This window comes from Pseudorhodoplanes sp. (assembly GCA_032027085.1).
In the GTDB taxonomy this organism is placed as follows: domain Bacteria; phylum Pseudomonadota; class Alphaproteobacteria; order Rhizobiales; family Xanthobacteraceae; genus Pseudorhodoplanes.
The window spans coordinates 167,263-185,806 of the sequence record JAVSMS010000001.1 but is presented as its reverse complement, the minus strand read 5'-3'; the positions used below and the strand labels follow the sequence as shown (position 1 = coordinate 185,806).

Here is an 18,544-nt window from a genome sequence, read left to right as displayed (position 1 = left end):
CCGGTCCGGTTTTGGCCCCACCGGCCGGTCAAACGCTGCTTTCTGCCTCCGCGGACTATTTCTGCCTTTGGACCCGCAATGCCAGCGCCTTCTCCGGGGCGGGTCCGGCACAGAGGCTTGGAAAAATGACCGGTCGTGGAACGGCGGGCCAAGTAACTCCGGGGCTGCATGCCGGGTTCAGCGGATAAGCCGGGTCACATGCCCCATTTTCCGGCCGGGCCGGGGGTCCCCCTTGCCGTAGAGGTGCACCGAGGCGCCGGGGACCGACAGCCACTTGGCGTAATCGTTCACCTCCCGGCCGATCAGGTTGGTCAACTCCACCCGCCCGAGGCGCACCGGCCGAGCCAGGGTCCAGCCGGCGACTGCCCGGATATGCTGCTCGAATTGCGAAACCGAACAACCGTCCAGCGTCCAGTGCCCGGAGTTATGGACGCGCGGCGCGATCTCGTTGACCAGCACCTCGCGCTCGCGGCCGTTCTTCACCACGAACATCTCGACCGCCAGAACTCCGACGTAATTGAACGCTTTTGCGATCTTCTCCGCAATCTTCCGCGCCTTCTGTGCTTCCTTCGCCGAAATTCTGGCCGGTATTCTGGTTGTCTTCAGGATGTGCTCGCGATGCTCGTTCTCCGCGACGTCGAAGGCGGCCACCTTGCCGTCACGCGCGCGGGCCACGACGACGGAAATCTCCCGCTCGAACCGCACGAAGCCTTCGAGAATACAGGGCGCTTCCCCGAGCGAATGCCAGGCGGCGGCGGCGTCTCCGGCCTTCCGGATCATGGCCTGGCCCTTGCCGTCATAGCCAAGCCGGCGCGTCTTCAGCACGGCGGGCAGGCCGATCTTTTTCACGGCTGCTGCGAGTTCCTCTGCGCTGCCGACGGCGGCATAAGGCGCGGTCGGGATTTTCAGCTTCGCGATGAAATCCTTCTCAACGAGGCGATCTTGCGTCAGCGCCAGCACCTGCGGATCGGGCAGCACGGGCTTGCGCGCGGCGAGAAAGGCTGCGGTTTCTGCCGGCACATTTTCGAATTCATAGGTGATGACGTCGCAATCCTGCGCGAAAGTGTCCAGCGCGGTGCGGTCGGCATAGTCTGCAATCGTAGCATGGCGCACGACTTCGAAGGCGCAGGAATCGGTTTCCGCCGCATAAATGTGGCAATGCAGACCGAGCTGTGCGGCTGCCTGCGCCAGCATGCGGCCGAGCTGGCCGCCACCGAGAATGCCGATGGTGGCGCCGGGCTTCAGCGCATGAAAGGCGGGCTTGGTCATGCAGGTCTTGCGCAATCAGTCTTTCGGCTTCTTGGCGACGGCTTTGGTCTGCTTGGCGCGCCAGGCATCGATGCGCTTGGCAAGCGCGGCGTCGGACAATGCGAGCACCTGGGCGGCGAGCAGCCCTGCATTGACAGCGCCCGGTTTGCCGATCGCCAGCGTGCCGACCGGAATGCCGGCGGGCATCTGCACAATCGACAACAGCGAATCCTTGCCTTCAAGGGCGGTGACATTCATCGGCACGCCGAAAACCGGCAGCGAGGTCATGGATGCGGCCATGCCTGGCAGATGCGCGGCGCCACCGGCGCCGGCGATGATCGCCTTGAAGCCTTTCTTGCGGGCCGATTTTGCGAAGGCATAGAGACGGTCGGGCGTCCGGTGGGCCGACACGATCAGCGCCTCGTAGCCGACCTTCAGGATTTCCAGCGTCTCGGCCGCGTGCCGCATGGTTTGCCAGTCAGACTGGCTGCCCATGATGATGGCCACCGGCTTCTTTGCGGATTTTCCCGCCATCGGACCTGATCCCCCCGAAAAGAAGCGGCGGATTATAGGGACGAGAGAGGGGTGAGCAAGCGGCAAAATGCGCGGCGCGTGCGACGCTTCGATGGCATGGCACTGCGCGTCCGTTATAGTGCCGGAAAAGATCGGCAGGGATACGGACTGATGAGTGGATGCAGATTTCCTGAATATGCGGCGCTGCTTGAGCTCTGGAACAACTGGAACCACAAAAGTGAACTCATCGGTTATGTCGCGGCCGTTCTGACGGTCGCCACCTATTCAATGAAGACGATGATTCCGCTGCGTGTCATCGGCATTTGTGCCAATTTCCTGTTCATCCTCTATGGCTATTTCGCTGCCGTCTACCCGCAGCTCGTGCTGCACGCGATCTTGTTGCCGCTGAATTCCGTGCGTCTCTATCAGATGATGCGTCTTGTGGCGCTGGTGAATCAGGCTTCAAATAGCGATCTGTCGATGGAATGGATCAAGTCCTTCACCAACACGCGCCTCTGTCGTGCAGGCGAAACGGTGTTCCACAAGGGAGATAACGCCGACAAGATGTTCTATGTCGTCAGCGGCCGCTATCTGCTTGTCGAAATCGGTATCGAGATTACGTCTGGGCAGGTGGTTGGCGAGATGGGGCTGGTCGCCCCGCAGCATCAGCGGACGCAGACATTTCGCTGTCTTGAGGAGGGCGAACTGCTGGAGATCACTTACGGTCAGGTCAAGCAACTCTATTTCCAGAATCCGCGTTTTGGCTTCTTTTTCTTGAAGCTGATGACACAGCGCCTTTTCGCCAATAACAAATGGCTGGAGCAGCGCCTGGCTGAGGCACACAAAGCCTGAACGCTTTGCGCGGCGCTCAGCCCATAACCGTCACCGGTAACCGAGAAAGCGGAACAGGGTTTCCTCCCACCAGCGGGTCTGCAGTTTTTCCAGCATGGCGACGCTGAGCGGCTTTCGCAGCGGCGAATTGGCGACGACCGCAAAGGCATAATTCTGCGGGTCGAAGATTGAATCCAGAAGCTGGATCGTGCCGCGGAATTCATGATTTACCGTCCAGGCCAGAAGCGGCTTGTCGTAGACAAAGGCGTCAATCTCGCCGCTACGCAGGGCAATCAGTCCGTCCTTCGCCGTCGGAAAGCCTTGCGCCTTGACGCGCAGCAGCGCCAGCGATGCTTCGCCGCTGGTAGCCGACACCGTGCCCACTCGGACAGTCGACAGGTCGGCGACACTGTGCACTGCGCCCTGCAACTTTTTCACAGTGAGCGCCGAGGTAATGCCGGCCGTGAATACCGCAATGGCGATGATCGAACCGACCATCCACAGCATCGCAATGGCGCGGCCGGGTAACGTTCGCGGGCCGAAATTGCCAATCCCGCGCTGGGTCATCGCCACGGTCGTCCACCAAACGCTCGAACTCAGTCCGCGCGCGAGCCCGCCGCCAAATTCCTCGTTGTGACGGCGCTCGAAAAACCACACGATCAGCCCGACCAGCAATGCCAGTGCGATCAAGGCGAGAACCGCCTGGGCGAAACCGAACGATGTCAAGGCGTCGACGACTGGCATCCAGCTCGGCGGCCCGCCGGCCATAACGGCGATTCCAAGACCGGTCGAATAGAAGGCGGAGGTGAAATCGAGAACGTTTTCACGCGCCGCAGTGACCGTCAAAGCGGCGACCGCCACGTCGAATTTACCGGCGGTGACACCATCGACCAGCTCCTGCACCGTCTGCGCTTCGGCGAGGCGATAGCGCCACTTTTTCTCGTCGGCGATGCGCCGCCACAGATCGATGCTGATTCCCGTCCAAGTGCCGTCTTCCGTCTTCATCGCGAAAGGCGGCGCGTCTTTGGTTCCGACAACCAATTCTCTGCCGTCCAGCGATATCGGCTGGGCCCGACATGATGGAAGCGATAGCGCGGCGGCAGTCGTCGCCGCGATAACAATAGCTAGCCATTTCGCGACAAGACGCACGCAACACTTCCGTTCGGTTGAGTTTTTCCACCCGCAAGTATGGCGGCAGCGGGCTGCCAAATCCAGATGACGCGCGACCGCTGCCTGCCACGCTACGCAATGATGTCGGGGGTCAGCTGGTCTTCGATGAACGCGATGCGGTCGCGCAAGACAAGCTTGCGTTTCTTCAGCCGCTGCACCTGTAACAGATCCGACCCCGGGGATTCGATCAGCGCTTCGATCGCCACATCCAGGTCGCGATGCTCCTGCTGCAGGCGGGCCAGTTGTGTCCGAAGCTCGCTTTCTTCCTCTTTTGTCATCGCCGCCAGTTAGACCGCAAATCAGTAAGGACGGTACGATGCCCCATACCGGTCGCCCGCCGCCGGAACCGGTATGGTTTGACGAAAATTCATCTTTTTCAGGGGTTTGCAAATCAACCATCGAGCCCTGAAGAATACTATCATTCCATTTCGGCGGCCCCCCTCGCAAGGTTCCACTATCGATTTAGCGGGGATTTTTTCTGTTTGGAGCCTTGCGGGCAATCGACTTGCCACAATCACCATGTCACATTTGGTGCCCTAGGCTCCACCTCTCACAGGAGACCTGTATGTCCCCAGATGTTCATCTTGCGGAACTCAAGGCCCGGCATCAGGCGCTTGAGGATGAAATATTGGACGCGCTCGCGCATCCATCCACGGATGACACCAAGATTGCCGAACTGAAACGTCGCAAGTTGCAGGTGAAGGACGAAATCGTTCGTCTTCAGCATCGGGTCAGCGCCAGTATTCACTGACGCTGGATTTAGCACCGGGGGTATTTGAAACGGCTGAGCCGCCGGCTCTCCGAAAGGAGGCTGGCGGCTTTTATTTCGGAAAAAGAAATTTGGGAGCGGGCGTCATGTTGGGACTGGTTCGTTGTTCGGTAATGTTACTTGCGGTCTTGGTCGCTTGGCCGGCGCAGTCGCAGACTTATCCTGCCCGTCCGATCATGCTCGTGGTTCCGTTTCCGCCCGGCGGCGGCAACGACGCGATGGCGCGTATCATCGCCGATAAATTGTCGACGACGCTCGGCCAGCAGGTGGTCGTCGACAATCGCGGCGGCGCCGGCGGACTAATCGGCACGCGCGCGGTGGCGAAAGCGGCGCCGGATGGCTACACGCTGCTGCTCGGTCATACCGGTACGCTCGGAATCAACCCGTCGCTTTACGCTCCGAATACCGGCTACGACATACGCAAGGACTTTGCGCCGATCGGACTGATCGCAGTGATGCCGATGGCGTTCATGGCCTATCCGCCGACGCCCTACAAGACTGTGGCCGATCTGATCAGCGCGGCGAAGAAAGAACCGGGCAAGATCAATATCGGCTCGTCGCCGAAAGGCACAGGCTCTCATCTCTGCGCCGAATTGTTCATGTCGCTGTCTGGCGCGCAGATGAATCTCATCCCCTACAAGGGCACGGCGCAGAGCATCAACGATCTGGTTGGCGGCCATGTTTCGGTCGCCTGCAACATCATTCCGCCGGCCTTTGGCAACATCAAGGGCGGCGCGCTGCGGCCTTTGGCGGTAACCTCCGCAAAGCGGTCACCGCTTTTGCCGGACGTGCCGACAGTCTCCGAATCCGGGCTGCCGGGCTTTGAAGCCGAGCTCTATTACGGTCTCTTGGCCCCGGCTGGCACCCCACGCGAGATCGTCCAGAAGCTCAATGCCGAATTGCGCAAGGCCCTGGCGTCCGACGACGTGAAACAGCGGATCGCGCATGACGCCGCGGTGCCGATATCGTCGACGCCGGAGGAACACGCTGCCTTGCTCGACCGAGACGAGAGCAAGTGGGCGGCGCTCATCAAGAAGCTCGGCCTGAAGGTCAATTGAGGATGCCTGCTATACGGGTGTGGTTCCACGCGGCCGGAACAATGGCCGCTGTCGCGCTGACTTTCGCTCTTCCCCCGGCCGCGGCGCAGGACGTGCGCGGCCTGGAAATCTGCACCGCCGAAAAGAACATGGAGCGCCGCACCGGCTGCCTGCAGGCCAACATCGAATTCCTGCAGCAGCGGCTGAACAAGACGACGCTGGAGGCGCAACAGAAACAGGCAGCGGCGGACCGGGAGATGGCAGCGGCAAAGGCGCAGCTTGCCGCGGCGCAGAGCGAAATTGTGGCACTGAAGGACGCGCTGGCGAAGCTGCGCGGGCAGGTGGAAGAACTGGAGAAGGGGAAGAACGGGAAGAAGTGAATTAATTTGGCTCACTTCTTTCCCCTCGTCATGCCCGCGAAAGCGGGGCATCCAGCAATCACTGTATGGATTGCGTTTACTGGATCGCCCGCTTCCCCTGCGTTAAAGCTTTGGAGAGCCTGACCTATTTGGAATACGGAATGCCACTGCCCCGGCCAGGCGCCAAGAGCCGCAGCCTTGTCGAGATCGTCGTCGCGCCGGATGCAGCGGCAAAGCTTGCGGTTTTGGAAGCATTCGCGGCCGCCGACATCAGAGAAAAAGCGAGTTGGCGCGCGGCATCGGCAAAGACGAGAAAGAATTGCGTCGCATCCTCGATCGGACCGACCAAGCTGGCGGCCCTGACGGCGGCGCTACGCGCTCTCGGCAAGGGGCTGGTGGTTGGTGTGGTCGAAGCGGAGGCGGCGTAGCCGCTACACCTCTTTCGCCATGTCCCGCAGCTTGAATTTCTGCACCTTGCCGGTCGAGGTCTTCGGCAATTCGGTGAACACGACGTATTTCGGCACCTTGTAGCTGGCGAGATTCTGCCTGCACCAGGCAACGAGCTCTTCTGAGGTCGCGCTCTGGCCGGGCTTCAGCTCGATGAAAGCGCAGGGCGTTTCGCCCCATTTCTCGTCGGCCTTGGCGACGACGGCCGCCGCCTGCACGGCGGGATGCTTGTAGAGCGCATCCTCCACTTCGATCGATGAAATATTCTCGCCGCCGGAAATGATGATGTCCTTGGAGCGGTCCTTGAGCTGGATATAGCCGTCCGGATGGATCACACCGAGATCGCCGGAATGGAACCAGCCCCCGGCCAGCGCCTTTCCCGTCGCACTCTTGTTCTTCAGATATCCTTTCATCACCACGTTGCCGCGGAACATCACTTCGCCGAGCGTTTGCCCGTCGCGCGGCACCGGCTTCATGGTCTCGGGATCGATCACGTCGAGCGCTTCCAGCACCGGGTAGCGCACGCCCTGACGCGCTTTCTTTGCCGCCTGTTCGGCAGACGACAGCTCGTCCCATTCCGCGTGCCAGTCGTTCACCGTCGCCGGGCCATAGACTTCGGTGAGCCCGTAAACATGCGTAACGTTGAATCCGGCGGCTTTCATGCCGGCGAGAACCGCTTCAGGCGGCGGGGCGGCGGCGGTCGCGAAATTCACCTGATGCGCGATCGGCTTTTTCTCTTCCGGCTTCGCGTTCAGCAATGTCGACATGACAATAGGGGCGCCGCACAGATGCGTCACCCCGTGTGTCGCGATGGCATCGTACATCGCCGGCGCGCGCACGGCACGCAGGCAGACATGCGTGCCGGCGACGATCGATACCGTCCAGGGAAAGCACCAGCCGTTGCAATGGAACATCGGCAGCGTCCACAGATAGACCGGATGCGCCGGCATGGCGGTTGTGATGACATTGCCCATGGCCAGCAGGTACGCGCCGCGGTGGTGATAAACGACACCTTTCGGATCGCCGGTCGTGCCTGAGGTGTAATTGAGCGAGATTGCATCCCACTCGTCGCTTGGCATCTGCCAGGCGAATTCGGGATCGCCTTCTTTCAGGAACTCTTCGTATTCGATCGCGCCCAGCCGCTCGCCATCCCCGGAAAATTCCGGATCCTCATAGTCGATCACCAGCGGCTTCGCCTTGGCGAGCTTCAGTGCCTCCTTCACCACCCTGGAAAATTCCCGGTCGGTGATCAGCACTTTGGCGTCGGCGTGATCCAGGGTGAAGGCGATGATGGCGGCATCAAGCCGCGTATTGATGGAGTTGAGCACGGCGCCGGCCATTGGCACCCCGTAATGCGCTTCCAGCATGGCCGGCGTGTTGGCGAGCACGACCGAGACCGTGTCGTTCTTGCCGATGCCGCGTTTGGTGAGCGCGGAGGCCAGACGACGGGCACGGGCATAGAAATCGCGGTAATTGCGGCGCAACGCGCCGTGGATGATGGCGGTGTGATCGGGATAGACCGCGGCCGAGCGTTCAAGAAACTGCAGCGGCGTCAGCGGCTGAAAATTTGCGGGCGCGCGGTCGAGATCTGTGTCGTAGGGCGATTTCGCCATAGTCCTGTTCCCCTCAATGCGGGCAAACTACTGAGGAGAGGGGTCGCAATCAATCCGGCGCTTTGTAAGCCTCGGAGGCAGCATGAGCGCGACCTTACGATATCGGCAGGCGGGCGGAGATTTCGCCGGCAATGTCCAGCAATTGTCCCCTGAACTGCTTGACGAAAGCCCGTCCCGAGTACCGACCAAGATTGGTGCTGATGTTCAGTGCGGCGATAACATGTCCGCAATGATCCTTGATGGGTGCGGCCAATCCGCAAGTGCCCAGCTCAAGTTCTTCACTTACGAATGTCCAGCCCTGTTGCTTGATCGAGAGGATTTCCCGTTCAAGGGCAGACCTGTCGGTCATCGTGTGCCGCGTATAGGCGGGAAGCGTGGCGCGTGTGAAGTAGGTGGCGAGGCTCTGCTCCGACAGCCCTGAGAGCAACACCCGCCCCATCGACGTGCAAAAGGCGGGGAGCCGGCTGCCGATCGTAAGGCTGCGGCGCAGCACGCTCTGCGGTTCGGCACGGGCGACGTAGACAATTTCGTCACCATCGAGCACCGATACCGCGACCACTTCACCACATTCCCGCGCCAGGCTCTCAATCAGCGGCTGCGCAACCTGCCGCAGGTCAAGGGACGAGAGGTAGGCGTAGCCCAGCCGCATGACCCGCTGGGTGAGCGCAAAGCGTCCATCGCGCTCTTCTGCGAGCCCAAGTGTGACGAGTGTCAGCACCAAACGCCGCACCCCGGCACGGGGCAGCCCGGTTCGTTTGGCCAGATCGGAAATTGAAACCGTGCCGCCGGTTTCGCCGAATGCGCCGATGACGGCGAGTCCTTTGGCGAAGGCCTCGACGAATTCGTCGCTTCCGGATGGCCAACTCTCAATCTCGCGGGTGGTGACCAGCATTTACAGGCGGCCCTGGCGGGTGTTATGGGTCGTTCGACAGTCGATTATATGTTCGACAGTCGAACGACTACAATAGAGTTATGGAGTTTCAGCATGAAGTTCGCGCATCGACTTGCGGCGCTGGTTGCTGCAGCGCTGGTCAGCCAGCCCGTTCTCGCGCAGGATTTTCCGACACGGCCGATCCGCTTTGTGGTGCCCGCGGCAGCAGGCGGGCCGACCGAAATCACCGCGCGCCTCATCGCCGACAAGATGTCGGCTACGCTCGGGCAGCCGGTCGTCGTGGAGGCGCGTCCCGGCGGTGGTGGCAATATCGGCGCCGATGTTGTCGCGAAGGCGGCTCCCGACGGCTACACCATTCTCATGGCGACCATCGGGACGCACGCCATCAATCAGACGCTCTATAAGAAGCTGACCTATGACCCGCTGAAGGATTTCACGCCAGTTTCCCAGGTCGTGCAATATCCTCTGGTTCTAGTCGTCAATCCGGAAGTGCAGGCGAGATCAGTCAAGGAACTGATCGACTTTGCAAAGGCGAATCCGGGTAAGCTCAATCGCGCTTCCGGCGGCAACGGCACCTCCATGCATCTCTCCGGCGAATTGTTCGTCCATCAGGCCGGCGTGAATATGCCGCACGTCCCCTACAAGGGAAGCGCGCCGGCGCTGAATGACCTGGTCGGCAATCATGTGCAGGTGATGTTCGACTCGTTGATCACGGCCTTGCCGCTGGTGCAGGCCGGTAAGTTGCGGGCACTCGCCGTGACGGGTGAGAAGCGGTCGCCGGTTACTCCCGATCTTCCGACAATCCGCGAAGCGGGACTCAAGGGCTACAGCGCACAAGGCTGGATCGGTGTCGTCGCGCCCGCGAACACGCCGGCTCCGATAGTCGAAAAGCTGCATAAGGCAGTTGCCGCAGCGCTGAATGACCCAGAAGTGAAAAGTAAGCTGACGGCGCAAGCTGCGGAAATTATCGCCTCGACGCCTGAGGAATTTGCGAATTTCATCAAGAGCGAAACTGCAAAGTGGGCGCAGGCTGTGCGCGGCGCCAATCTTTCGATCGACTGAGTGTACCGCCCATGCAGCCTATCGACTTCAACGCCCGCGTGGCCGCGCTTGCATCCCGCCTCGCGCAGGAAAACGTTGCGGCCTATGTCGGCACGCGCCAGGCATCACTGCATTATCTGTGCGGGGCGTTCATGCCTTGGCGCGGCGCCGTCATCGTCACTGCGGCAGGCGACTGCGAGGTGGTCTACTGGTCGATGGATTCGGAACGGGTGAAGGCAGAAGGTTGCCCGCATGCCGTCTTCGAGTTCTTCGGGTCCGGCATGACCGAACTGATCGCCAAGAGACTGGCTGCACACAAAAGCGATCGCGGCTCAATTGGTGTCGACCTTTCACATCCGGGCGCGGCGCAGGTCGCCCCTGGAATGCTCACTGCAGGCGAGTACCTTGATCTGAAGTCAGCTCTACCGGCCGCTGATCTAGTCAATGGGGTGAGATTCATTGACGATCTCATGCTGATCAAATCGGCGCCAGAGATCGAACGTTTGCGGCGGGCAGCGGAAGTCGGACATATCGGCTTTCAGGCGGCGCTCAAGGCAGTGCGTGAAGGCATCACGGAAAATCACCTCGCGGGTCTTGTCGAGGCCGCGATCCGTGATCATGGAAGCACGTGGGCGTGGGCGGTCACTGGCGGTACCGAGGTTGGCGGCGGGGAACGCACCGCGTTCTTGCGCGGCGTGACGCAGCAAAGCACCGATCGCGTCATACGAAAGAACGAATTCGCAATCGTTGATCTGCACTCGATGATTGATCTCTATCTGTCGGATCTTTCGGTGCCGATCTTCTATGGAAAACCCAACGCTGCGCAGCGGCATGCTATCGATTGCTGGGAACAGACGGCGGCCGCCTTGTTGGCTTCGCTGCGGCCCGGGCGCGCTGTCCGCGATTGTGTGCGGGAAGGCATTGCAGCTTTCGGGCGCAGCGATGTTGGACAATTCGGCCTACCGCTCTTCGGCCATGGGCTCGGCACATGCGCGCGTACGCGCCCTTTCATGAACGCTTCAAGCGACGATGTCCTGCAAACGGGCATGGTCATCGCGTTGGGCACGCATTTTTATCAACCAAATGTTGGTGGCATGCGACTCGAATATCCGGTCCTCATCACGGAAAACGGCGCGGAAGCTTTGGCGCCGATCCCGGCCAAGGTTCAGTTTGTCGAATGACGATGTTTCGTTGCTAGTTATTGCGCAGGTCGGAAAATCCCTGCCACAGCAATAGCATCGATACACACAGCACCAGAATATAGGCGATGCGGTAAAACACATCCTGCGGCGTGATCCGGACCAGCCAGATGCCGAGGAAATTGGCGCCGATGGCAAAGGGCAACAGGACGAGCGAGGTCGCGAGATTGGTCGGCGAGAATTGGCCGAGCGCGAAATAGGGGCCGATCTTCAGGAAGTTGACCAATGCGAAAAAGATGGTGGTGGTGCCGACAAGCGTCATCTTGGGAAGCATCTGCGGCAGTATGTGCACCTGGAAAGGCGGAGCGCCGCCTTGCACCAAAAAGGATGTAAAGCCGGACACGCAGCCCCAGAAGACGCCGCTGACGGCGGTCTTCTTTTGTGGCTGCACCGGTCCGCGCTGCAGAAACTTGTGTAGCACGAAGACGGTGCCGATCAGGCCGACGGCAAGACGTATCACCGTATCTGACACCTGCGCGGCGAACAGCCAGCCGACGCCGAGTCCGATCAGTGCTCCGGGCGTCAGCACTTTCAAGTTCCAGGCGCTCCAGTCGCGCCGATAGACCCAGACCGAGATCACGTCCTGCACGATCAGGATCGGCAGAAGCAGCGCTGCCGCCTCCAGCGGCGGCAGATAGAGCGCGAGCAGCGGCGTCGCAAGAAGGCTGATGCCGGCAAAGCCGCCCTTCGACAGGCCGAGCGCGAGAACGGCGGGCAGGGCAATCAGATAAAAAAGAGGTTCGGTGATCACGGACATTGCAGGCCTAGCCGTTCCATAGCGTCGCGGCGCCGTTGCGGATCAGCTCCAGCGACACGAGGAAAGTGAACACATATACGATCTTGTAAAAGGTCTCTTGCGGCGTGACCCGGACCAGCCAGATGCCGAGAAAATTCGTGACGATCGCCACCGGTATAAGCAGAGCCGATACCGCGAGATTGTCGAACGTGAATTGTCCGAGGGCAAAGAACGGGATGAGCTTCACGTAGTTGATCGCGCCGAAGAAGCAGGCGGTGGTGCCGACCAGAACGAGTTTGGGCAGGTTTTGCGGCAGGATGTGAACCTGCCACGGCGGGCCGCCGGCATGCGACAGCGTCGATGTGAAGCCGCTGATGGTCGCCCAGAACGCGCCGCTCGCGGCAGACGGCTTGAGGCCGATATCGCCGCCTTTCGGCCCGAACCAGCGCCATATCACGAAGGACGCGCCGATCAGCCCGATCAGAAGCCGGATATGCGCGTCGGTCACGTAAGCGGCGAGCAGGCCGGCGAGGCCGACGCCGATCACGCCGCCGGGAATCCCCACCATTAGGTTCCAGCGGTTCAGATGATGGCGATAGGCGATCATGGTGATCAGGTCCTGCAGCATGATGATCGGCAGGAGGATTACCGCGGCCTGTAACGGCGGCAGCAGAAGCGCCAGGATAGGTGTCGCCACCGCTCCGACGCCGGCGAAACCGCCCTTGGCGAGCCCGAGCAGCAGAACGCAGAAACAGGCGACGAGCCAGAAGGTCGGAGCGGTGGGGAGAGCCATTCGGTGGCGGGCTTGAGGATTGCGCCGGATCAAAGCCCAGCAGGCATTTGACCACTAGTGCTTTTTGCGTATGGGGTGGCTGCGTGCCGCGCTTGCAATGCCCGTCCGGGCCCCCCCACAATGCGCGAAACAACGTAATCAGGGAGGCGTCGATGGATGCCAAGACCAAGAGCAGCTATCCGGACGTCTATGCGCGGTGGCAGCGGGATCCGGAGGGATTCTGGGCAGACGCGGCAAAGGAAATTGACTGGTTCGAACCGGCCCAGAAGGTCTTTGATCCAGCGCAAGGCATTTACGGTCGTTGGTTCGCCGGCGCGGTCTGCAACACCTGCTGGAACGCACTCGACCGCCATGTCGCCAATGGCCGCGGCGACCAGCCGGCGCTGATCTACGATTCGCCGGTTACCGACATTGTCGCTTCCTATTCCTACAAGGATATGCTGTTCGAGGTGTCGACTCTCGCGGCGGTGCTTCAGGATTTCGGGGTCAAGAAAGGCGACCGCGTCATTCTCTACATGCCGATGGTGCCAGAAGCGGTGTTCGCGATGCTGGCCTGCGCGCGCATCGGCGCGGTGCATTCGGTGGTGTTCGGCGGCTTCGCAGCGAAGGAACTCGCCAAGCGCATCGACGACGCCAAGCCGAAACTCATTCTGTCGGCGAGCTGCGGCATCGAGCCGGGTCGCATTGTCAAATACAAGCCGCTGCTCGACGAGGCGATCAGCCTCGCGGCTTCCAAGCCCGACGCTTGCGTGGTCCTGCAGCGCCCGCAGGAAGAAGCGCCTATGATCGAAGGCCGCGATCACGACTGGGCGACGCTGCGCACACAGGCGCAACGCGACGGCAAGTTCGCCGATTGCGTTCCGGTCGCCGCCACCGATCCGCTTTACATTCTCTACACCTCAGGAACCACCGGATTGCCGAAGGGCGTGGTGCGCGACAACGGCGGCCACATGGTCGCCCTGAAATGGTCGATGCAATATCTTTACGGCATCAATCCCGGCGAGATCTGGTGGTGCGCTTCCGACATCGGCTGGGTGGTCGGACATTCCTATATCGTCTATGGCCCGCTGCTGCACGGAGCGACCTCGGTGATGTATGAAGGCAAGCCGGTCGGCACCCCGGATGCCGGCGCTTTCTGGCGCGTGATCTCGCAGCACAAGGCTGTCGCTTTGTTCACTGCGCCGACCGCGTTCCGAGCGATCAAGAAGGAAGACCCGGACGCGAAATTGCTTGCGAACTACGACCTGTCGAGTTTCCGCACGCTGTTCCTCGCCGGCGAGCGCGCCGATCCGCCAACGGTGCAATGGGCTGAAGAGAAGATCAAAGTGCCGGTGATCGATCACTGGTGGCAGACCGAGACCGGCTGGTGCATTGCCGGCAATCCGGTCGGCCTCGGCACGTTGCCGGTGAAGCATGGCTCGGCGACGGCGCCGATGCCCGGCTACGAGGTCGACGTGGTCGATGAATCGAACAAGAAACTGCCAGCCGGCAAGATCGGCGCGCTGGTGGTGAAATTGCCGATGCCGCCCGGCTGTTTCCCGACTTTGTGGCAGCAGGACGATCGCTTCGTCGAAAGCTATCTCGCCGAATTTCCCGGTTACTATAAAACCGCCGATGCTGGCTATTGCGACGAGGACGGCTATGTCTTCGTGATGGGCCGCACTGACGACATCATCAATGTCGCCGGCCATCGTCTCTCGACCGGCGGCATGGAGGAGGTTCTGGCCGCGCATCCCGATGTCGCCGAATGTGCGGTGATCGGCGTGAATGATACGCTGAAGGGCGAGGTGCCCTGCGGCTTCGTCGTGCTCAAGGCCGGAGTCACGCGCGATCACGCGGCGATCGAGCAGGAAATCGTGGCGCTGGTGCGCGAGAAGATCGGACCCGTCGCCGCGTTCAAGCTTGCGATTACCGTGCCGCGTCTGCCGAAGACGCGCTCCGGCAAGATCTTGCGCGGCACGATGAAGAAGATTGCGGATCAGGAGCCATGGACCATGCCGGCCACGATCGACGATCCGGCGATCCTCGACGAGATCGGCAGCGCGCTGAAGGGGAAGGGGGTTGGAGGTTAATTCCTCCCTTTCAGCAGAGAGAAGAAAGCAAAACGGCCGGGCATGCGCCCGGCCGTTTTCCACCCCCCGTAATTCTACTTCACCGTTGCACGATCACCGTCGCGCCAATCTTGGTACGGTTGTACAGATCGATGATGTCGTTGTTGGTCATGCGGATGCAGCCGGACGATGCCTCTTCGCCGATGCGCCAGGGCTCATTGGTGCCGTGGATGCGGTACAGCGTCTGGCCGAGATAAAGCGCGCGCGCGCCGAGCGGATTGTGCGGGCCGCCTTCGACATGCCGCGGCAGATCGGGCTGGCGCTTGAGGATGTCCGGCGTCGGCGTCCAGTCCGGCCATTCGCGCTTGTCGGATACGGTGGAGACGCCGGACCAGGCCGCGCCCTCGCGTCCGACCGCGATGGCGTATTTGATCGCCTTGCCGTCACCGAGCACGTAATAGAGCCGCTTCTCGCGCTGCCGCACGATGATGGTGCCGGGTGCGTGCTTCTCGCGGAAGTCCACCGTCTCCTTCGGCACGATGCGATAGAGCCCGAAGCCGAGCGCATTCGACGATGTCGAATAGGACGCGACCGCGCGCTGCATCATGATCTCGGCGGTGGAGCCGCCTTGGGCGCCGGGCCGCGCCGAAGCGGACACGCCGCGCGCGGAGGTCGAGGCGTTGTTGCCGAGGAAGAAATTGGTGAAACGCTTAGCCGGGGTCGGCTGCGGCGCAGGCTGCGCGGTCTGGCGCCTGCTGCGCGCTTTCGGCTTCTGCGCGACTTCGACGGCGCCGGGCGTTGTCTCGCTGGAGGTGACCCCGGCCGCGGCGTCGGCTTCCCCCGAAGCCGTCGCCGCCGCCAGGGTCTGCGCAGAAAGAGGAGAAATGGACAGGCCGATCAGGGCCAAAGCGGCAATGAAGAACGTCGAAATTCCATGCATTTCAGACACTTCCCTCCACGGGCCCCCGCCGGTGAAGGACTGCAAATTAGGGGCGGCGGTATGGGGAGGCTAGTGCAGGAAGGACACAGTGGAGGGAGGAAAGACAGGTGGCCGGAAATGAGGAAATTTCGGCCCCTCATGCCCGGCCTTGTGTTCCGCGCGTGCTTATCGCTCACCGCAGCGCATATACACCACCCCATCTCCGTAACTCGCGAGCTTCTCCCGCATCCCCCCGACATCGCGCACCGTAAATCCATACTTCTCCCAGAACGGCGCGGAGTCATTCACCGCAATCAGGCACATCGTGTCGAAACCCGCCGCCCGCGCCTGCGCCTTGAGCAACGCAACGATGGCGGACGCAGCGCCGGTGCGGCGCGCGTCAGGCAGCAGCGCCACGTCGTGAACGTAATAGGTGTCGCAATGTTCGGGCAGCGCGCCGAGCAATCTGTTGAGCGCCGGCGCGGAGTCTTTTACGTAAGGATGCGAGAGCGCGTAGCCGGCAAGACCTTCCTCTGACGGCAGCGCGAAGCAGCCGTCCGGAAAGAGCCGCAAGCGCTCCTCAAATATCGCGCGGTCCTCCGGGTAACCCGGATGCACCATTTTCGACAGCGCGTGCGCCGCCGCGATGTCGGCACTCGCCAAGGGGCGCCACAGAGATGAATTCATGCGCGAGCCTGTTGCAGGGCAAGTCCAATAAATCCGGCTTTCCGTCAAGCCAGGCAATGATGAGAAGACGTTTGCGCTATCTCAAGGCGGGCGGGTGCCGGGCATATAAGAAAGCCCGAAGCGGGGCAAGAAAGTTAATGTCCCGGTCACGTGATGACGCCCGGCCGAGGCAGCGATGTTTCCGGCCGGGCGTCCACCTCTTATTTCATTTGACCGCTTTCGCCCAGTGACACCTTCTCCAGCGTCTCGCCGCAGGAGCAGCAGCGCCAGACGACGTGATCCTCCGGCTGCATCGTCGGCTCGAGGTGCGAGAGCTGCATCGGCAGACCGCATTTCGGGCAGAACGGTTTGTCCATCTGCAGATCAGTCGAGGCGTCGTTCATCGCATGTTCCTCCCGCCGATTGCCGCATCTGCGCGCGAGAAAGAGACGGAGCGCAAAACCGGCCCCGTCTCTTCATCAGGTCAGTTCGTTGTGCAGACCTTGATCTTTTTCAGACCCGCTTCGGCCTCGGTGCGTGTCTTGAACACGCCGTCGCCCACCACAACCGTGGTCTGCGTCGTCGGCCGCTTGTCGACGATGGTGCATTTCTTGGTCGCCGTGTCCTGCACGACATAATATTCGGTCGTCTGCGCGAAGGCGGGGAAGGCGAGGCCAAGCGTAACGCCGGCAGCGATCAAAGATTTGCGCAACATGGACGTTCTCCTCTGGTTGTTCGTGCCGCGGAGTGAACGCGGCGCGAGGGAGAGCGTTCCAACAGCGCACCAAAGGCGCCGGCCGATGAAGCGGTATTCATGGAACTGAATCCGCGGTCAGACTTGTGTTTGCGGCGTGGCGCCGCGCAAAATAATGCCCGCCACCGGGCCGGCATTATGATTCATCATCTGCGCAGAGCGATCAGCGGCAGGGCATGATTGCGGTCCAAATTATTCTTCGTCCTCGCGCTTGCCGCCGCCGAGCTGTTTCAGCTTGGCGAAGACCGCGCTGACATTCGCGTCGTCCTTGCTCTTGGATTCGGCGGGCGTGAGTTCGTGCTCTTCTTCCTGAGCGGGCGCAGTAGTGACGGAAGCGGGCAGCAGCGTGATGCGCTCGGCCTCGCTCGGCGCCGGCTTCTCCTTCGCGGCCTTGCGCACTTCCATGTCGAGATCGATCTGCGAGCACAGCCCGAGCGTCACCGGATCGAGCGGTGATAGATTGGCCGCGTTCCAGTGGGTGCGTTCGCGGATGCCCTGGATGGTCGACTTGGTGGTGCCGACCAGCCGCATGATCTGCGCGTCCTTGAGTTCCGGATGATTGCGGATTAGCCAGAGGATCGCGTTGGGGCGGTCCTGGCGGCGCGACACCGGGGTATAGCGCGGCCCGCGCTTGCTTTTCTGCGGTTCCGGCACGCGCACCTTGCGGTCGGCCAGCTTGAGCTTGTGCTCGCTGTTCTTTTCGCCGGCTTCGATCTCGTCGCGGGTCAACTGCCCGGTCTGGATCGGGTCAAGGCCCTTGATGCCCTGCGCGGCGTCGCCGTCGGCGATCGCCTTCACTTCCAGCGGGTGCAGCTTGCAGAATTCGGCGATCTGGTCGAACGACAGGGCCGTGTTCTCGACCAGCCAGACGGCCGTGGCCTTCGGCATCAGCGGCGCTTCCTGCATGGCAAAATCTCCTCTGGGCTTCGCCCGCCCGTTCGGGGCGAAGCCGGTGGTCATCGGGGATGACGGGAATTGCGCGGAATATAGGCGCAGCCGCCTTTCGGGGCAATAACGGGATTGGAGAGATTTCGCCGGTGATGCTGAAAAGCGGATGTCAGCAGTTCAAGCCTAACACCCTCTGCAGATATTCATTTTCTGCTTCAGGCGGGCGTCCTCGCGGTTCTCCTTCTCCCACCATTCCTCGGAATAGGGCTTCAGCGGCTGCCTCTTGGCCTGGCTGCGGGTGCCGGTGGTGCGGGCGGAGAGGTCCTCGGCACGGGCAGTCCGCGGCGCGGCCGGGCGAGGCGTCCGGGCGGTCTGACGCCGGGTTTCCGCCTGCTCGGCGGCCTCCGCCGTCGGGCCGGTGCCGTCGAGGTAGATGCCGGCGGCCTCCTGGGCCGCTTCCGGGCTGTCATGGGTGTAGCGGGAGAGCGTGGACGACGAGGAACAGCCGCCGAGCGCGGCCGCCAGCGTGAGAGTGAGTAAAATCCTGTGCGACATCATCTGCCGGCCCCGCTCCGAATGCCCAATTCCCGGCAATTGCAGCATATTACCCTTCTCTTT

22 protein-coding genes are annotated in these 18,544 nt (G+C 61.6%); 8 read left to right on the top strand and 14 right to left on the bottom strand.

Annotated elements, in window-relative coordinates; all coding sequences use genetic code 11:
• Positions 1 to 177: 177 nt before the first annotated feature.
• Together RO009_00965 and purE are read right to left on the bottom strand one after the other, a co-directional pair.
• Positions 178 to 1,269 carry a 5-(carboxyamino)imidazole ribonucleotide synthase gene (locus RO009_00965; GenBank protein MDT3683600.1) on the bottom strand — a complete coding sequence of 364 codons (1,092 nt, stop codon included), beginning with the start codon at positions 1,267 to 1,269 and terminating at the stop codon, positions 178 to 180.
• A 15-nt stretch (positions 1,270 to 1,284) separates the two neighbouring features.
• Positions 1,285 to 1,782, bottom strand: a complete 498-nt coding sequence (purE, locus tag RO009_00960) for a 5-(carboxyamino)imidazole ribonucleotide mutase (GenBank protein ID MDT3683599.1) — start codon at positions 1,780 to 1,782, stop codon at positions 1,285 to 1,287.
• 267 nt (positions 1,783 to 2,049) lie between these two features.
• Between purE and RO009_00955 the strand changes: the two genes are divergently transcribed.
• The gene (locus RO009_00955) at positions 2,050 to 2,613 is read left to right on the top strand and encodes a cyclic nucleotide-binding domain-containing protein (GenBank protein MDT3683598.1); all 564 of its coding nucleotides are present in this window, start codon (positions 2,050 to 2,052) and stop codon (positions 2,611 to 2,613) included.
• 30 nt (positions 2,614 to 2,643) lie between these two features.
• On the opposite strand, the gene RO009_00950 is transcribed toward RO009_00955, so the two are convergent.
• Positions 2,644 to 3,633, bottom strand: a complete 990-nt coding sequence (locus RO009_00950) for a transporter substrate-binding domain-containing protein (protein MDT3683597.1) — start codon at positions 3,631 to 3,633, stop codon at positions 2,644 to 2,646.
• A gap of 200 nt (positions 3,634 to 3,833) precedes the next feature.
• On the bottom strand, positions 3,834 to 4,040 hold the full coding sequence (locus tag RO009_00945) for a DUF465 domain-containing protein (GenBank protein MDT3683596.1): 207 nt from the start codon (positions 4,038 to 4,040) through the stop codon (positions 3,834 to 3,836).
• A gap of 287 nt (positions 4,041 to 4,327) precedes the next feature.
• Here RO009_00945 and RO009_00940 point away from each other — a divergent pair, with 287 nt between their 5' ends.
• The 4 genes from RO009_00940 (at position 4,328) to RO009_00925 (ending at position 6,355) form a co-directional block, all read left to right on the top strand.
• Complete coding sequence (locus RO009_00940; GenBank protein MDT3683595.1) at positions 4,328 to 4,513, top strand: DUF465 domain-containing protein; 186 nt, start codon at positions 4,328 to 4,330, stop codon at positions 4,511 to 4,513.
• Positions 4,514 to 4,617: 104 nt separating this feature from the next.
• Positions 4,618 to 5,589, top strand: a complete 972-nt coding sequence (locus tag RO009_00935; GenBank protein MDT3683594.1) for a tripartite tricarboxylate transporter substrate binding protein — start codon at positions 4,618 to 4,620, stop codon at positions 5,587 to 5,589.
• Between the two features lie 41 nt (positions 5,590 to 5,630).
• Positions 5,631 to 5,948 (top strand): hypothetical protein, encoded by a 318-nt coding sequence (locus RO009_00930; protein ID MDT3683593.1) that lies wholly within the window; start codon positions 5,631 to 5,633, stop codon positions 5,946 to 5,948.
• A gap of 140 nt (positions 5,949 to 6,088) precedes the next feature.
• Positions 6,089 to 6,355: a hypothetical protein gene (locus tag RO009_00925; GenBank protein ID MDT3683592.1), complete on the top strand. Its 267-nt coding sequence runs from the start codon at positions 6,089 to 6,091 to the stop codon at positions 6,353 to 6,355.
• A 3-nt stretch (positions 6,356 to 6,358) separates the two neighbouring features.
• Here RO009_00925 and RO009_00920 read toward each other — a convergent pair whose 3' ends face one another.
• Together RO009_00920 and RO009_00915 are read right to left on the bottom strand one after the other, a co-directional pair.
• Positions 6,359 to 7,987, bottom strand: coding sequence for an acyl-CoA synthetase (locus tag RO009_00920; GenBank protein ID MDT3683591.1), 1,629 nt, complete (start codon positions 7,985 to 7,987; stop codon positions 6,359 to 6,361).
• Positions 7,988 to 8,081: 94 nt separating this feature from the next.
• A complete protein-coding gene (locus RO009_00915) occupies positions 8,082 to 8,879 on the bottom strand; it encodes an IclR family transcriptional regulator C-terminal domain-containing protein (protein ID MDT3683590.1) in 798 nt (265 codons plus the stop codon).
• Between the two features lie 93 nt (positions 8,880 to 8,972).
• Here RO009_00915 and RO009_00910 point away from each other — a divergent pair, with 93 nt between their 5' ends.
• Together RO009_00910 and RO009_00905 are read left to right on the top strand one after the other, a co-directional pair.
• Positions 8,973 to 9,941: a tripartite tricarboxylate transporter substrate binding protein gene (locus RO009_00910; protein MDT3683589.1), complete on the top strand. Its 969-nt coding sequence runs from the start codon at positions 8,973 to 8,975 to the stop codon at positions 9,939 to 9,941.
• An 11-nt stretch (positions 9,942 to 9,952) separates the two neighbouring features.
• Positions 9,953 to 11,101 (top strand): M24 family metallopeptidase, encoded by a 1,149-nt coding sequence (locus RO009_00905; GenBank protein MDT3683588.1) that lies wholly within the window; start codon positions 9,953 to 9,955, stop codon positions 11,099 to 11,101.
• A gap of 13 nt (positions 11,102 to 11,114) precedes the next feature.
• Here the strand turns inward: RO009_00905 and RO009_00900 are convergent, their stop codons facing one another.
• Positions 11,115 to 11,876 (bottom strand): sulfite exporter TauE/SafE family protein, encoded by a 762-nt coding sequence (locus RO009_00900; protein MDT3683587.1) that lies wholly within the window; start codon positions 11,874 to 11,876, stop codon positions 11,115 to 11,117.
• Positions 11,877 to 11,883: 7 nt separating this feature from the next.
• Entirely contained in the window at positions 11,884 to 12,648 is a 765-nt protein-coding gene (locus RO009_00895; GenBank protein MDT3683586.1) for a sulfite exporter TauE/SafE family protein, read from the bottom strand.
• A 152-nt stretch (positions 12,649 to 12,800) separates the two neighbouring features.
• On the opposite strand from RO009_00895, the gene RO009_00890 reads away from it, so the two are divergent.
• Entirely contained in the window at positions 12,801 to 14,720 is a 1,920-nt protein-coding gene (locus RO009_00890; protein ID MDT3683585.1) for a propionyl-CoA synthetase, read from the top strand.
• A 79-nt stretch (positions 14,721 to 14,799) separates the two neighbouring features.
• Here the strand turns inward: RO009_00890 and RO009_00885 are convergent, their stop codons facing one another.
• The 6 genes from RO009_00885 to RO009_00860 form a co-directional block, all read right to left on the bottom strand.
• Positions 14,800 to 15,639, bottom strand: a complete 840-nt coding sequence (locus RO009_00885) for a L,D-transpeptidase (protein MDT3683584.1) — start codon at positions 15,637 to 15,639, stop codon at positions 14,800 to 14,802.
• A 165-nt stretch (positions 15,640 to 15,804) separates the two neighbouring features.
• Entirely contained in the window at positions 15,805 to 16,305 is a 501-nt protein-coding gene (locus RO009_00880) for a GNAT family N-acetyltransferase (protein ID MDT3683583.1), read from the bottom strand.
• Between the two features lie 200 nt (positions 16,306 to 16,505).
• Positions 16,506 to 16,688, bottom strand: coding sequence for a hypothetical protein (locus RO009_00875; protein ID MDT3683582.1), 183 nt, complete (start codon positions 16,686 to 16,688; stop codon positions 16,506 to 16,508).
• An 80-nt stretch (positions 16,689 to 16,768) separates the two neighbouring features.
• Positions 16,769 to 16,999: a hypothetical protein gene (locus RO009_00870; protein ID MDT3683581.1), complete on the bottom strand. Its 231-nt coding sequence runs from the start codon at positions 16,997 to 16,999 to the stop codon at positions 16,769 to 16,771.
• Between the two features lie 231 nt (positions 17,000 to 17,230).
• Positions 17,231 to 17,944, bottom strand: a complete 714-nt coding sequence (locus RO009_00865; protein ID MDT3683580.1) for a DUF1013 domain-containing protein — start codon at positions 17,942 to 17,944, stop codon at positions 17,231 to 17,233.
• A gap of 165 nt (positions 17,945 to 18,109) precedes the next feature.
• The gene (locus RO009_00860; protein ID MDT3683579.1) at positions 18,110 to 18,529 is read right to left on the bottom strand and encodes a hypothetical protein; all 420 of its coding nucleotides are present in this window, start codon (positions 18,527 to 18,529) and stop codon (positions 18,110 to 18,112) included.
• Positions 18,530 to 18,544 lie beyond the last annotated feature (15 nt).

Excerpts from the sequence above, each read along its gene's own strand:
- RO009_00965 (MDT3683600.1), bottom strand. The coding sequence starts at position 1,269 with ATGACCAAGCCCGCCTTTCATGCGCTGAAGCCCGGCGCCACCATCGGC.
- purE (MDT3683599.1), bottom strand. The coding sequence starts at position 1,782 with ATGGCGGGAAAATCCGCAAAGAAGCCGGTGGCCATCATCATGGGCAGC.
- RO009_00955 (MDT3683598.1), top strand. The coding sequence starts at position 2,050 with ATGAAGACGATGATTCCGCTGCGTGTCATCGGCATTTGTGCCAATTTC.
- RO009_00945 (MDT3683596.1), bottom strand. The coding sequence starts at position 4,040 with ATGACAAAAGAGGAAGAAAGCGAGCTTCGGACACAACTGGCCCGCCTG.
- RO009_00940 (MDT3683595.1), top strand. The coding sequence starts at position 4,328 with ATGTCCCCAGATGTTCATCTTGCGGAACTCAAGGCCCGGCATCAGGCG.
- RO009_00935 (MDT3683594.1), top strand. The coding sequence starts at position 4,618 with ATGTTGGGACTGGTTCGTTGTTCGGTAATGTTACTTGCGGTCTTGGTC.
- RO009_00930 (MDT3683593.1), top strand. The coding sequence starts at position 5,631 with ATGGCCGCTGTCGCGCTGACTTTCGCTCTTCCCCCGGCCGCGGCGCAG.
- RO009_00925 (MDT3683592.1), top strand. The coding sequence starts at position 6,089 with ATGCCACTGCCCCGGCCAGGCGCCAAGAGCCGCAGCCTTGTCGAGATC.
- RO009_00920 (MDT3683591.1), bottom strand. The coding sequence starts at position 7,987 with ATGGCGAAATCGCCCTACGACACAGATCTCGACCGCGCGCCCGCAAAT.
- RO009_00915 (MDT3683590.1), bottom strand. The coding sequence starts at position 8,879 with ATGCTGGTCACCACCCGCGAGATTGAGAGTTGGCCATCCGGAAGCGAC.
- RO009_00910 (MDT3683589.1), top strand. The coding sequence starts at position 8,973 with ATGAAGTTCGCGCATCGACTTGCGGCGCTGGTTGCTGCAGCGCTGGTC.
- RO009_00905 (MDT3683588.1), top strand. The coding sequence starts at position 9,953 with ATGCAGCCTATCGACTTCAACGCCCGCGTGGCCGCGCTTGCATCCCGC.
- RO009_00900 (MDT3683587.1), bottom strand. The coding sequence starts at position 11,876 with ATGTCCGTGATCACCGAACCTCTTTTTTATCTGATTGCCCTGCCCGCC.
- RO009_00895 (MDT3683586.1), bottom strand. The coding sequence starts at position 12,648 with ATGGCTCTCCCCACCGCTCCGACCTTCTGGCTCGTCGCCTGTTTCTGC.
- RO009_00890 (MDT3683585.1), top strand. The coding sequence starts at position 12,801 with ATGGATGCCAAGACCAAGAGCAGCTATCCGGACGTCTATGCGCGGTGG.
- RO009_00885 (MDT3683584.1), bottom strand. The coding sequence starts at position 15,639 with ATGCATGGAATTTCGACGTTCTTCATTGCCGCTTTGGCCCTGATCGGC.
- RO009_00880 (MDT3683583.1), bottom strand. The coding sequence starts at position 16,305 with ATGAATTCATCTCTGTGGCGCCCCTTGGCGAGTGCCGACATCGCGGCG.
- RO009_00875 (MDT3683582.1), bottom strand. The coding sequence starts at position 16,688 with ATGAACGACGCCTCGACTGATCTGCAGATGGACAAACCGTTCTGCCCG.
- RO009_00870 (MDT3683581.1), bottom strand. The coding sequence starts at position 16,999 with ATGTTGCGCAAATCTTTGATCGCTGCCGGCGTTACGCTTGGCCTCGCC.
- RO009_00865 (MDT3683580.1), bottom strand. The coding sequence starts at position 17,944 with ATGCAGGAAGCGCCGCTGATGCCGAAGGCCACGGCCGTCTGGCTGGTC.
- RO009_00860 (MDT3683579.1), bottom strand. The coding sequence starts at position 18,529 with ATGCTGCAATTGCCGGGAATTGGGCATTCGGAGCGGGGCCGGCAGATG.